The sequence below is a fragment of the Streptomyces sp. NBC_01224 genome (genome assembly GCF_036002945.1).
Lineage (GTDB): Bacteria > Actinomycetota > Actinomycetes > Streptomycetales > Streptomycetaceae > Streptomyces.
The window spans coordinates 4,630,411-4,643,702 of record NZ_CP108529.1; the positions used below are offsets into that span (position 1 = coordinate 4,630,411).

The 13,292-nt window shown below is 67.4% G+C and carries 10 protein-coding genes and 1 tRNA gene; 10 read left to right on the top strand and 1 reads right to left on the bottom strand.

The window, feature by feature from the left end; all coding sequences use genetic code 11:
• Positions 1-22 precede the first annotated feature (22 nt).
• The 7 genes from gnd (at position 23) to OG609_RS20625 (ending at position 8,713) form a co-directional block, all read left to right on the top strand.
• On the top strand, positions 23-901 hold the full coding sequence (gene gnd / locus OG609_RS20595; protein WP_327274151.1) for a phosphogluconate dehydrogenase (NAD(+)-dependent, decarboxylating): 879 nt from the start codon (positions 23-25) through the stop codon (positions 899-901).
• An 86-nt stretch (positions 902-987) separates the two neighbouring features.
• Positions 988-2,118: a DNA replication/repair protein RecF gene (gene recF, locus OG609_RS20600; RefSeq protein ID WP_327274152.1), complete on the top strand. Its 1,131-nt coding sequence runs from the start codon at positions 988-990 to the stop codon at positions 2,116-2,118.
• On the top strand, positions 2,115-2,696 hold the full coding sequence (locus OG609_RS20605) for a DUF721 domain-containing protein (protein ID WP_382899515.1): 582 nt from the start codon (positions 2,115-2,117) through the stop codon (positions 2,694-2,696). The genes recF and OG609_RS20605 overlap by 4 nt, the downstream gene beginning before the upstream one ends.
• 421 nt (positions 2,697-3,117) lie before the next feature.
• Positions 3,118-5,199: a DNA topoisomerase (ATP-hydrolyzing) subunit B gene (gyrB, locus tag OG609_RS20610; RefSeq protein WP_327274154.1), complete on the top strand. Its 2,082-nt coding sequence runs from the start codon at positions 3,118-3,120 to the stop codon at positions 5,197-5,199.
• 46 nt (positions 5,200-5,245) lie between these two features.
• Entirely contained in the window at positions 5,246-7,879 is a 2,634-nt protein-coding gene (gyrA, locus tag OG609_RS20615) for a DNA gyrase subunit A (protein ID WP_327274155.1), read from the top strand.
• A 93-nt stretch (positions 7,880-7,972) separates the two neighbouring features.
• Positions 7,973-8,569, top strand: coding sequence for a DUF3566 domain-containing protein (locus OG609_RS20620; protein WP_327274156.1), 597 nt, complete (start codon positions 7,973-7,975; stop codon positions 8,567-8,569).
• A 70-nt stretch (positions 8,570-8,639) separates the two neighbouring features.
• Positions 8,640-8,713, top strand: a tRNA-Ile gene (locus tag OG609_RS20625).
• A gap of 293 nt (positions 8,714-9,006) precedes the next feature.
• Here the strand turns inward: OG609_RS20625 and OG609_RS20630 are convergent.
• A complete protein-coding gene (locus tag OG609_RS20630; RefSeq protein WP_327274157.1) occupies positions 9,007-9,378 on the bottom strand; it encodes a DUF6344 domain-containing protein in 372 nt (123 codons plus the stop codon).
• A 319-nt stretch (positions 9,379-9,697) separates the two neighbouring features.
• On the opposite strand from OG609_RS20630, the gene OG609_RS20635 reads away from it, so the two are divergent.
• From OG609_RS20635 to OG609_RS20645, 3 genes are all read left to right on the top strand, one after another.
• Positions 9,698-9,832 (top strand): DLW-39 family protein, encoded by a 135-nt coding sequence (locus OG609_RS20635; protein WP_003958712.1) that lies wholly within the window; start codon positions 9,698-9,700, stop codon positions 9,830-9,832.
• A 235-nt stretch (positions 9,833-10,067) separates the two neighbouring features.
• Positions 10,068-11,915 (top strand): vWA domain-containing protein, encoded by a 1,848-nt coding sequence (locus OG609_RS20640; protein WP_327278121.1) that lies wholly within the window; start codon positions 10,068-10,070, stop codon positions 11,913-11,915.
• Positions 11,915-13,288, top strand: a complete 1,374-nt coding sequence (locus tag OG609_RS20645; protein ID WP_327274158.1) for a hypothetical protein — start codon at positions 11,915-11,917, stop codon at positions 13,286-13,288. The genes OG609_RS20640 and OG609_RS20645 overlap by 1 nt, the downstream gene beginning before the upstream one ends.
• Positions 13,289-13,292: the final 4 nt, after the last annotated feature.

Sequence of the window (13,292 nt, forward strand, 5' to 3'; positions counted from 1 at the left end):
CACAACGCTTAAGGAATCTCTGATGGAGCTCGGTCTCGTCGGCCTCGGCAAGATGGGCGGCAACATGCGCGAGCGCATCCGCCGCGCAGGCCACACCGTCATCGGTTACGACCGCAACCCGGACGTCTCCGATGTCCACAGCCTCGAAGAGCTTGTGGGCAAGCTGAAGGGCCCCCGGGTCATCTGGGTGATGGTTCCGGCCGGCGCGCCGACCCAGGCCACCATCGACGAGCTGGCCGGGCTCCTCTCGCCCGGTGACATCGTTGTGGACGGCGGAAACTCCCGCTGGACGGACGACGAGAAGCACGCGGTCGAGCTCGGCATCAAGGGCATCGGATTCGTGGACTGCGGCGTCTCCGGCGGCGTCTGGGGCCTGGAGAACGGCTACGCGCTGATGTACGGCGGCGACGCCGAGAACGTGGCGAAGGTCCAGCCGGTCTTCGACGCGCTGAAGCCCGAGGGCGACTTCGGTTCCGTCCACGCGGGCAAGGTCGGCGCCGGCCACTTCGCGAAGATGGTCCACAACGGCATCGAGTACGCCATGATGCAGGCCTACGCCGAGGGCTGGGAGCTGCTGGAGAAGGTCGACTCCGTCACCGATGTGCGCGAGGTCTTCCGCTCCTGGCAGGAAGGCACGGTCATCCGTTCCTGGCTGCTCGACCTGGCGGTCAACGCACTGGACGACGACGAGCACCTCGACAAGCTCCGTGGTTTCGCCGCCGACTCCGGTGAGGGCCGCTGGACGGTGGAGGCCGCGATCGACAACGCGGTGCCGCTGCCCGCAATCACGGCGTCGCTCTTCGCGCGTTTCGCCTCGCGGCAGGACGACTCCCCGCAGATGAAGATGATCGCCGCGCTGCGCAACCAGTTCGGTGGCCACGCGGTCGAGAACAAGAAGTAACCGCAACGAGGAGCGGGCCGGGCCGAAGCGTCCGACCCGTAACTACGGAGCACGGAGCAGGAAGCCGGGAAGGTCGGCGTACACCCATGCATGTCACGCATCTCTCGCTGGCCGACTTCCGCTCGTACGCCCGGGTCGAGGTACCTCTCGATCCGGGCGTCACCGCTTTCGTGGGGGCCAACGGCCAGGGCAAGACGAATCTGGTGGAGGCCGTCGGCTACCTTGCGACGCTCGGCAGCCATCGGGTCTCCTCCGATGCGCCGCTGGTGCGGATAGGCGCGGACCGGGCTGTCATCCGGGCCGCCGTGACGCAGGGCGAGCGCGCGCAGCTGGTCGAGCTGGAGCTCAATCCGGGCAAGGCCAATCGGGCCCGGATCAATAGATCGTCGCAGGTCAGGCCACGTGATGTGCTGGGGATCGTACGTACGGTGCTGTTCGCGCCGGAGGATCTGGCGCTGGTCAAGGGGGACCCCGGGGAGCGTCGGCGTTTTCTCGACGAGCTGATCACGGCGCGTTCGCCGCGGATGGCGGGGGTGCGTTCGGACTACGAGCGGGTGCTGAAGCAGCGCAACACCTTGCTGAAGTCCGCGGCGATGGCGCGCAGGCACGGCGGCAGATCGATGGATCTGTCCACGCTCGATGTATGGGACCAGCATCTGGGCCGGGTGGGCGCGGAGCTGCTGGCTCAGCGGCTGGATCTGATCGCGACCCTGCGGCCGCTGGCCGACAAGGCATACGCGGATGTCGCGCCCGGCGGTGGCCCCGTGACATTGGAGTACCGCAGTTCGGTCGGTGCGGGCGTGGAGCCGGCCCGTACCCGTGACGAGCTGTACGAGCAGCTGATCGCCGCCCTCGCGGAGGTCCGTAAGCAGGAGATCGAGCGGGGAGTGACGTTGGTCGGTCCGCACCGTGATGATCTGTTGCTGGGTTTGCGGGGGATGCCGGCCAAGGGGTACGCGAGCCACGGTGAGTCCTGGTCGTATGCGTTGGCGCTGCGGCTGGCTTCGTACGATCTGCTGCGCAGCGAGGGCAATGAGCCGGTGCTGGTGCTGGACGATGTCTTCGCCGAGCTGGATGCGCGTCGTCGTGAGCGGTTGGCGGAGTTGGTGGCTCCGGGTGAGCAGGTGCTGGTGACGGCTGCGGTGGACGACGACGTTCCGGGTGTGCTGGCGGGGACGCGGTATGCGGTGTCCGCGGGTGGGGTGGAGCGGCTGTGAGCGGTCGTGGTGAGGCGTCCGGGGCTTCTGGGGAGCAGGCGCAGGAGCGATCGGTGGAAGGGAAGCAGCCGGAGCCCTCGGGTGTCGACCTGGCGCGGGTGGCGCTGCGTGCTGCGAAGGAGCAGGCGCGGGCGCGTGGTGCTGCGGCGCAGCAGAAGAAGCAGGCCAGGCGGGGTGGTGGGCTGCGTTCGGGGGCGCGGGCGGATGGGCGTGACCCGTTGCCGTTGGGTGCTGCGATCAATCGTCTGATCACTGAGCGTGGCTGGGAGACGCCTGCGGCGGTGGGTGGGGTGATGGGGCGCTGGCCGCAGATCGTCGGTGAGGATCTGGCCAATCACTGTGTGCCGTTGCGGTACGACGAGGATCCGGACGAGCGGGTGCTGACGGTGCAGTGCGATTCGACGGCGTGGGCGACGCAGCTGCGGTTGCTGGCGCCTCAGCTGGTGGCCCGGCTGAATGCGGACCTGGGGCATGGCACGGTGAGGTTGATCAAGGTGTTGGGGCCGGGGGGTCCGCAGCGCAGGTTCGGTCCGCTGCGGGCGCCGGGGAGCACCGGTCCCGGCGATACGTACGGATGAGGCCTCTGAGCTGGGCTTTTCTCTATTTCTGAGCTCCGTGGGGCTCTGTTCCGATTTGAGTCATGGCCTTGTGCTGTCTTCATGGCCTTGTGCTGTCTTCTCGGTCGTGCTGCCTGTCGCGTCCGTGTTATGCCGGTATGCGGTAATTGAAACCGCGCGGTGGGAGTGGGGCGTCCCTCACGGTAGTGAGAGGTTGACAGGCCGAAGCGCTCAATGCCCGCGTGAGCCTCTTGAGAGGCCTTCCTGAATATGGGGAGTCGTCAGGCGCTCATTCAGGGCGGCACATGCGTACTCAGGTACCGGCAAACCCCCATTCATGTCGGTGCTACCGGTAGACTGGTGGGTAATCCCGCATCTTTGCGGGAGTCGTCGATTACAAGCCGAACGACGCAGCCGCTCCCGACTGTCCGGAGAACGGCCTGTGCTGTGCCAGAAAGGGCGCTTCGTGGCCGATTCCGGCAACCCCAACGAGAACATTCCGTCCACACCCGGTGAGAGCGGCGGGGCAACTGCCTCGGTCACTGCCTCGTACGACGCGAGCGCGATCACCGTCCTCGAGGGCCTGGACGCGGTCCGCAAGCGACCTGGCATGTACATCGGCTCGACCGGTGAGCGTGGACTCCACCACCTTGTGTACGAGGTCGTCGACAACTCGGTCGATGAAGCCCTGGCCGGGCACGCGGACACGATCGACGTCACGATCCTCGCCGACGGCGGGGTGCGTGTGATCGACAACGGCCGTGGTATCCCGGTCGACATCGTGCCGTCGGAGAAGAAGCCGGCGGTCGAGGTCGTGCTGACCGTGCTGCACGCCGGCGGTAAGTTCGGCGGCGGCGGTTACGCCGTCTCCGGCGGTCTGCACGGCGTCGGCGTCTCCGTTGTGAACGCGCTGTCGGCGAGGGTCGCGGTCGAGGTCAGGCGGGACGGTTACCGCTGGACCCAGGACTACAAGCTCGGTGTGCCGACGGCTCCGCTGGCCCGTAACGAGGCCACCGACGAGACCGGCACGACCGTCACCTTCTGGGCCGACGGGGACATCTTCGAGACGACCGAGTACTCCTTCGAGACCTTGTCGCGCCGCTTCCAGGAGATGGCGTTCCTCAACAAGGGTCTGACGCTCAAGCTCACCGACGAGCGTGAGTCGGCGAAGGCGACGGCGGGCGCGGATGTCGCCGAGGTGGCCGAGGTCGCCGAGGAGGAGCAGGCCCGTACGGTCACGTACCACTACGAGGGCGGCATCGTCGACTTCGTGAAGTACCTCAACTCCCGCAAGGGCGATGTCATTCACCAGTCGGTGATCGACATCGACGCCGAGGACAAGGAGCGTCTCCTCTCGGCCGAGATCGCGATGCAGTGGAACACGCAGTACAGCGAGGGTGTGTACTCCTTCGCCAATACGATCCACACGCATGAGGGCGGTACGCACGAGGAGGGTTTCCGTGCGGCTCTGACGACGCTGGTCAACAAGTACGCGCGGGACAAGAAGCTGCTGCGCGAGAAGGACGACAACCTCACCGGTGACGACGTCCGTGAGGGTTTGACGGCGATCATCTCGGTGAAGCTGGGCGAGCCGCAGTTCGAGGGGCAGACGAAGACCAAGCTGGGCAACACGGAGGCGAAGACCTTCGTCCAGAAGGTGGTCCACGAGCAGCTGACGGACTGGTTCGACCGCAATCCGAACGAGGCGGCGGACATCATCCGCAAGGGCATCGCTGCGGCCACGGCCCGTGTCGCGGCCCGCAAGGCGCGTGATCTGACCCGCCGCAAGGGGCTTCTGGAGAGCGCCTCGCTGCCGGGCAAGCTGAGCGACTGTCAGTCCAACGACCCGACGAAGTGCGAGATCTTCATCGTCGAGGGTGACTCCGCCGGTGGTTCGGCGAAGTCCGGCCGTAACCCGATGTACCAGGCGATCCTGCCGATCCGGGGCAAGATCCTGAACGTCGAGAAGGCCCGGATCGACAAGATCCTTCAGAACACCGAGGTCCAGGCGCTGATCTCGGCCTTCGGTACCGGGGTCCACGAGGACTTCGACATCGAGAAGCTCCGCTATCACAAGATCATCTTGATGGCGGACGCCGATGTCGACGGTCAGCACATCAACACCCTGCTGCTGACGTTCCTCTTCCGCTTCATGCGTCCGCTGGTCGAGGCCGGGCACGTGTATCTCTCCCGCCCGCCGCTCTACAAGATCAAGTGGGGCCGGGACGACTTCGAGTACGCGTACTCGGACCGGGAGCGCGACGCCCTGGTCGAGCTGGGCAAGCAGAACGGCAAGCGGATCAGGGAAGACTCGATCCAGCGCTTCAAGGGTCTCGGCGAGATGAACGCCGAGGAGCTGCGCGTCACCACGATGGACGTCGACCACCGGGTCCTCGGCCAGGTCACGCTGGACGACGCGGCGCAGGCCGACGACCTCTTCTCGGTGCTGATGGGCGAGGACGTCGAGGCGCGGCGCTCGTTCATCCAGCGCAACGCCAAGGACGTCCGCTTCCTCGACATCTGAGTCGGCCGTACCAGCAAGCCGCCGCTCGAAAGGACTTTGACCAGCAATGGCCGACGAGAACACCCCTGTGACACCTGAAGAGGAGCCCACCGCCGCCGGCGTGGGCATGCGTGTCGAGCCCGTGGGGCTCGAGACGGAGATGCAGCGCTCCTACCTCGACTACGCGATGTCCGTGATCGTCTCGCGTGCGCTGCCTGATGTACGGGACGGTCTCAAGCCCGTTCACCGCCGGGTGCTGTACGCGATGTACGACGGCGGTTACCGGCCCGAGAAGGGCTTCTACAAGTGTGCCCGTGTCGTCGGTGACGTCATGGGTACGTACCACCCGCACGGCGACTCCTCGATCTATGACGCGCTGGTGCGGCTGGCGCAGCACTGGTCGATGCGCATGCCGCTGGTGGACTCCAACGGCAACTTCGGTTCTCCGGGCAACGACCCGGCCGCCGCCATGCGGTACACCGAGTGCAAGATGATGCCGCTGTCCATGGAGATGGTCCGGGACATCGACGAGGAGACCGTCGACTTCCAGGACAACTACGACGGCCGCAACCAGGAGCCGACGGTTCTGCCGGCGCGCTTCCCGAACCTGCTGGTCAACGGTTCCGCAGGCATCGCGGTCGGTATGGCGACCAACATCCCGCCGCACAACCTGCGTGAGGTCGCGGCCGGCGCCCAGTGGTACCTGGAGCACCCGGAGGCCTCTCAGGAGGAGCTTCTGGACGCGCTGATCGAGCGGATCAAGGGCCCGGACTTCCCGACGGGTGCGCTCGTCGTGGGCCGCAAGGGCATCGAGGAGGCGTACCGCACCGGCCGTGGCTCGATCACGATGCGTGCGGTCGTCGCGGTCGAGGAGATCCAGAACCGGCAGTGCCTGGTCGTCACGGAGCTTCCGTACCAGACCAACCCCGACAACCTGGCGCAGAAGATCGCCGACCTGGTGAAGGACGGCAAGGTCGGCGGGATCGCGGACGTCCGTGACGAGACCTCGTCGCGTACAGGTCAGCGTCTGGTCGTCGTGCTGAAGCGGGACGCGGTCGCCAAGGTCGTTCTGAACAACCTGTACAAGCACACCGATCTGCAGACCAATTTCGGCGCCAACATGCTGGCGCTGGTCGACGGTGTGCCGCGCACCCTGTCGATCGATGCGTTCATCCGCCACTGGGTGACGCACCAGATCGAGGTCATTGTCCGGCGTACGAAGTTCCGTCTGCGCAAGGCGGAGGAGCGGGCGCACATTCTGCGTGGTCTGCTCAAGGCGCTGGACGCGATCGACGAGGTCATCGCCCTCATCCGGCGCAGCCAGACGGTCGAGGTGGCGCGCGAGGGCCTGATGGGCCTGCTGGAGATCGACGAGATCCAGGCGAACGCGATCCTGGAGATGCAGCTGCGCCGGCTGGCCGCGCTGGAGCACCAGAAGATCACGGCCGAGCACGACGAGCTCCAGGCGAAGATCAACGAGTACAACGCGATCCTGGTGTCGCCGGAGCGGCAGCGTCAGATCGTCAGCGAGGAGCTGGCGGCGATCGTCGAGAAGTTCGGCGACGACCGGCGTTCCAAGCTGGTGCCCTTCGACGGTGACATGTCCATCGAGGACCTGATCGCCGAGGAGGACATCGTCGTCACGATCTCGCGCGGCGGCTATGTGAAGCGTACGAAGACGGACGACTACCGCTCGCAGAAGCGCGGCGGCAAGGGCGTGCGCGGTACGAAGCTCAAGGAAGACGACATCGTCGACCACTTCTTCGTGTCGACGACGCACCACTGGCTGCTGTTCTTCACCAACAAGGGCCGGGTGTACCGGGCGAAGGCGTACGAGCTCCCGGACGCCGGCCGCGATGCCCGTGGTCAGCATGTCGCCAACCTGCTGGCTTTCCAGCCGGACGAGCAGATCGCTCAGATCCTGGCGATCCGTGACTACGAAGCCGCGCCCTATCTGATCCTGGCCACGAAGGGCGGTCTCGTGAAGAAGACCGCGCTGAAGGACTATGACTCGCCGCGTTCCGGCGGTGTCATCGCCATCAACCTCCGGGAGACGGCAGATGGCGCCGAAGGCACTGCCGACGAGCTGATCGGTGCGGAGCTGGTGTCGGCCGAGGACGATCTGCTGCTCATCAGCAAGAAGGCCCAGTCGATCAGGTTCACTGCGACGGACGATGCGCTGCGCCCGATGGGCCGTGCCACTTCGGGCGTCAAGGGCATGAGTTTCCGCGAAGGCGACGAACTGCTCTCGATGAATGTTGTCCGGCCGGGTACGTTCGTGTTCACTGCCACCGATGGTGGGTACGCGAAGCGGACTCCCGTCGACGAGTACCGCGTTCAGGGTCGTGGTGGCCTGGGCATCAAGGCCGCCAAGATCGTGGAGGACAGGGGCTCGTTGGTCGGTGCGCTGGTGGTCGAGGAGACTGATGAGATCCTCGCCATCACGCTCGGCGGTGGTGTGATTCGTACGCGAGTCAATGAAGTCAGGGAGACGGGCCGTGACACCATGGGCGTCCAACTGATCAATCTGGGCAAGCGCGATGCCGTCGTCGGTATCGCTCGTAACGCCGAAGCCGGCCGCGAGGCCGAAGAGGTCGAGGGGTCCGAGGACGCCGAGGCCGCGACGGCAGAGGCTGCCGAGAGCACAGTCGAGGGCAATGTCGAAGGCACGCCGCCTTCGGCCGGGGAGCACGAGGAGTAGAGCGTGAGTGGAGCCACGGGCGCCGGTTCGGCCGCTTCCGGAGCTGGAGCGAACGGTGCCCGTGGCCCTGCCACGGACTCCCAAGGGGGCACTGTGACGGACACTCGGGGGCCTCAGCCCCAGTACGAGGGTTACGCGACCGGGCCGTTGCCCGGTGAGCGCGAGCCCGCATCGGGGCAGGCGAGCGGGCCGTATCACCCGCCGCAGGCGTACCCCTCGCCCGCGGACGGGACGCAGGGCGGCCGACCGCACGGTACGCAGGGCGCTGCCGCCGCGCAGGCGGCCCGGCGGCCGCGGACAGGGGCGCGGACCACTCCGCGTACCCGCAAGGCGCGCCTGCGGGTGGCCAAGGCCGACCCGTGGTCGGTGATGAAGGTCAGCTTCCTGCTCTCCATCGCGCTCGGTATCTGCACGGTGGTGGCGGCCGCGGTGCTGTGGATGGTCATGGACGCGATGGGCGTCTTCACCACCGTGGGCGGCACGATCAGCGAGGCCACCGGCTCGAACGAGAACAACGGCTTCGATCTCCAGTCGTTCCTGTCACTGCCGCGGGTCCTCATCTTCACCTCGGTCATCGCTGTGATCGATGTGGTTCTGGCGACCGCGCTGGCGACGCTGGGCTCCTTCATCTACAACTTGTCGGCGGGCTTCGTGGGCGGGATCGAGCTCACGCTGGCCGAGGACGAGTAGGACGCCGGGTATCGATTTTGGGACTGGCCCCGACGTGCGCTAATCTTCAGAAGTCAGCGCACAGCGCGGCGGGGCTATAGCTCAGTTGGTTAGAGCGCATCCCTGATAAGGATGAGGCCACAGGTTCAAATCCTGTTAGCCCCACAGTGACAGTTGAAGGCCCGGTATCTCTTCGGAGATACCGGGCCTTCTGCGTGTGGCCGGTGCGATGTGTCCCCGGGTGTGCATGCGCAGGGGTTGAGGAACGCGGTTTTGGTGCCTGTACGCGCCCAGCCCCCGGGCCTGGGCGCGTACAGGGAGACCTTCCCGGGGCCCGGTGCGGCACGGAGGTTGCCGTGTTCCCGCGCCGACGGGGGCGGAGCGGGGACTGAGTACATGAAGAAGCCCCCGTCCGGCGCGAACCGGCCCAGGGGCTCTGTGTGTCAGTTGCGCGGCTCTCACGGCGGGAGGAGGGATGCGTCCCCCGCCGGGGCCCCGTGGGCGGCGCGGGCGGTGTTCCTGGTCTCCATGGCGTCCGTCGTGTCTGCGGACAGATGCCGCGTGGCGGGTGAGGAGCCGTGTGCTTCGGCGCGGATGCGCTGCTTCATCGTGGGTGGCAGCGCCCTGTCACGCGGAAGGGTCCATCGCACCGACGGGGTGGTCGCGATTGCCGCGGTCGCACCCGTGTGCTCCTGGTTCGTGGTGGTCGGCTCCGTGGTGGTCGGCTCCGTGGCCGCCGCCGGGGTGCTCATGAGCCCCAGTGCGGCGAGGAGTGCGAAAAAGGCGGTGACGAAGGCGGTCCAGATGTTCTTGGCCTTGAAGGTGCTCATGGCCCCTCGCTTTCGGGTGGTCTGGTTTGCTTACCTTTCTGATGATGTGGATGGGGCCCGCGATTTCGTGGACCGACGCCGCCGATCCACCGATCTTCAGATGAACACCACTCGTATGGTTCAACCGGCCTTGACGGGCTTGCGCGGGGTGATCGGCGTGGCCGGGTCCTCCGGCCGGGACGATCCGCGGAGCGATCCTTGGATGATCGCTTTTCCACGGACGCCAGTTGGGCCGCAGGTAGGTCACCGGTCGATATCGGCCGGTGTGTATAGTCGGGCGGCAGAAGTCCCCTACGTCAAGGAAAGACGAGGTCGCGCGGTGAAGAAGCTTCTCCTGGTCGCACTGGCCGCCATCGGCGGGCTCCTCGTGTACCGCCAGATCCAGGCGGATCGCGCCGAGCAGGATCTGTGGACGGAGGCGACTGACTCCGTGCCCGCAGGTTCGGGTGTGTGAGACAGAACAGCCTGATTACGGGCCCCGGTCGCTGAGCGGCCGGGGCTTCGTGCTGTTGCGGGACCGTGACACCTGTGCCCTTGAGTTCACCTAAGCAAATCAATAGGTTGCGAGAGCAAAATAGCCGGGTTTTTCGGTCGAGGGGGCACGGGTGAAGGCACGGGACCACCACCGCCGTACTGCAGCTGCGGGGGCATGGATCGGCGGGGCGCTGCTCGCCCTGGTGGCGGGCGCGATGCCGGCCGCGGCGGCGGCACCGGGCGGTGCACCCGCCACTTCTGAGACACCACGACCCAGCTCGGGCAGCAGCCTGGTCATGGTGCTCGACTCGTCCGGATCCATGGGGGACGACGACGGCACGGGGCGTACCCGGATGGAGAGCGCCCGTACGGCCGTCGGCACCGTCGTCGACGGCCTTCCCGACGGATATCCGACCGGGCTGCGGGTGTACGGCGCGGACCGTTCCCGGGGCTGCACGGACACCAGGCTCGTACAGCCGGTGCAGAGGCTCGACCGGGAAGCCGTGAAGCGGGCTGTGGCGGCCGTGGAGCCCAAAGGTGACACTCCCGTCGGGCTGTCGTTGCGGAAGGCCGCCGAGGACCTTCCGCGGCCCGCGGGCGGTGCCATCGGTACGCGCACGATCCTGCTGATCTCCGACGGCGAGGACAACTGCGGTACGCCGCAGCCCTGCGAGGTTGCCGAGCAGCTCGGCAAGGAGGGGATCGGGCTGCGGATCGACACCGTCGGCTTCCAGGTGAAGGGCGCGGCGCGCGAACAGCTCGAATGCATCGCGGCGGCCGGCAACGGCCGCTACTACGACGCACCGGATGCCAAGGCGCTGGCCCGGCAGCTGCAACGGGCGTCGCAACTCTCCGCGGACGGCTACCGGTTCCGGGGCGAGCGGGTCGAGGGCACGGCGACGGGTGCGGCGGCACCCGCGCTCGTACCAGGGCAGTATCTGGACACCATCGGAGCCGGTGAGAAGCGGTACTACGCCATCGACCTGGATGCCGTTTCGACGGTGGACTTCTCGGCGACGGCGGTGCCGCAGCCCGGGGCGGCCGTCGACACCTTCGACGCACTGCGCACCGGCATCGTGTACGGCACCGGCGGTTCCTGCGTGACGGACACCGCGCACTTCTACCAGAAGGAGGGTGCGACCCCGCTGACCTCGGCGGTCGCCCGAATCCCCGCGGAGGAGGGCAACCACGCCTGCGACCGGGCGGGCCGGTACTGGCTGGTGGTGGAGCGGGAGAGCAAGAAGGGTTCCGACGCCGGGCGTTGGCCGCTCGAGCTCCTTTACGGGGTGGAGGCGCCACTGGAGAAGGGTGTGACGCCCGCCCAGTCGCAGCCGGAGTACGGCAAGGGCGGCAAGGACGCCGTGCTGCCCACCGGTGACCCCCGCGATGTGCGGGGCGGTACCGGCTTCAACGACGCCAAGGAGCTCGGCCGGGGCGTGTGGCGCGACCGGATCCTTCCGTCGCAGACCCTCTGGTACAAGGTCACGGCCGGCTGGGGTCAGCAGGTGCGCTATGACGTGGAATTCGCGAACGAGCCCACGGTGGAGCGCGGTACCTCCACGTACTCGTACGGGGCGACCCAGCTGTTCACTCCCGCTCGATTCCCGCTCACCGGAGGCGGCGAGTTCACCTCGACGGCCATGTACAACGGCCGTCCGTCGGCGGTCAGGATGGGCGGGGTGCCAATCGCCTGGACCAACCGCTACGAGTACCGCTCCAACGTCCAGCCCGTACACGCCGGGGGTGACTTCTACATCTCGGTGACGCTGGGGGCGAGGGCCGCCGATATCGCGGAGAACCCGCAGATCGGTGTGGTGCTGCGGGTGTCGGTGCTCGGCGACGAGCTGGCCGGCCCCGAGCACCATGCTCCTGCCGTAGCCAAGAAGGCGGACAAGAACGGCAATTCGAGCGGTGCCGAAGACAGCGGCGGTACGGGCGGGGCAGGATGGACCGGCATTGCGGCCGCTGCCGGTGCGGGCGCCGTGGTGGTGGTGATCGCGGGGCTCGTGTCCGTACGCGGGCGTCGCAGGCGGGCCACACAGACGACGAGGGGAAGCGCGTGATGAGGCAGCGCAACAGGGGCCGGGTGGCGCTGGCCATGGTCGCGGCGATGTGCGTGGCGGCGGCGCTGCCGGGGCAGGCGTACGCGGACGGGGAGAGTGCTGCGTACGCCTTCGTTCCCGGGGCGAAGAAGGTCAGCGGTGCGGAGGTCAGCACCGAGGCGTCGGCGCTCACGCCCGGATCGGTCTACAAGAGCTCGATCAAGCGGGGCGAGAAGCTCTACTACCGTCTGGACCTCGACGACAGGACGAACGCGTACGTCTCGGCGGTGGCCGTGCCCAGGGGCGGCGGCCAGGTCGCCTACGGGGATGGCATCACGGTCAGCATCAGGGACAACGCCGACCTGCAGTGCAGTTCGGAGGACGCACGGTTCGAGTCGGCGGAATTTCCGCGTCCGATCGCGGCGTACGCCTACCGGATCACGCAGAAGGACAGCAGCACCTGTCAGAAAGCCGGAACGTACAACGTCCTGATCGAGCGGGAGAGCAAGGCCACCTCGGCATCCGATGAGTGGGACCTGGAACTGCGGTACGAGTCGGAGCCGCAGCTGGAAGCGGGCGGTTCGATGCCGACCCAGGCGCCGGAGAGCTGGCCCTCGGCGTCGCCCGCGCCGCCCACCACAGCCCCGCAGAGGCGGTCGGGCGGCACCAGCTACTACGACGCGACCAGCCTGGAAACCGGCGAGTGGCACGACAGCATCGCACCCGGGCAGACCCGCTTCTACCGGGTGCCGGTGGACTGGGGCCAGCAGATCTTCGCCACCGCCGACCTGAGCAACAACAAGGCCTCGGACGAATACATCGGCAACGCGCTCGCGATGTCCCTGGACAACCCTGCGCACGGCCATGTCGACGATGCGTCGCCGCTGTCGTACTCCGGCAAGCCCGCGTCCGTGTCGATGGATCCACTGCCTCCGGTGGCGTACGAGAACCGCTACGACTCCACCAGCAGCGACAGCGCCATGCGGTTCGCCGGCTGGTACTACCTGTCGGTGTCCCTCAGCCCACAGGTCGCGAAGTCGTACGGCGACAAGGCGATTCCGCTGACCCTCAGAATCAAGGTCGAGGGGACGGCGGAAAAGTCGCCGTACAAGGGGGATGCCGGGATTTTCTCGGTCACGCAGCACGACAAGGACATGGCGAGGAGCGGCCAGAGCGGCCCCGAGGCGGCCGAGAGCGACACCATGAGGGTGGTCGGCGTGGCCGGGATCGGCGTGGGTGCGGTGCTGGTGCTCGGGCTGGGTGTGTGGACGCTGCTGGCACGGCGCCGTGCGGTCGCCGCCCAGGCGGCACCGATCGGTTCGAACAGTCCGGTTGTGGGAGGCCCGGCCGGGGGCGGGCAACTGCCGCACGGAGGGCCGCCGCAGGCCTGGTAGCCGG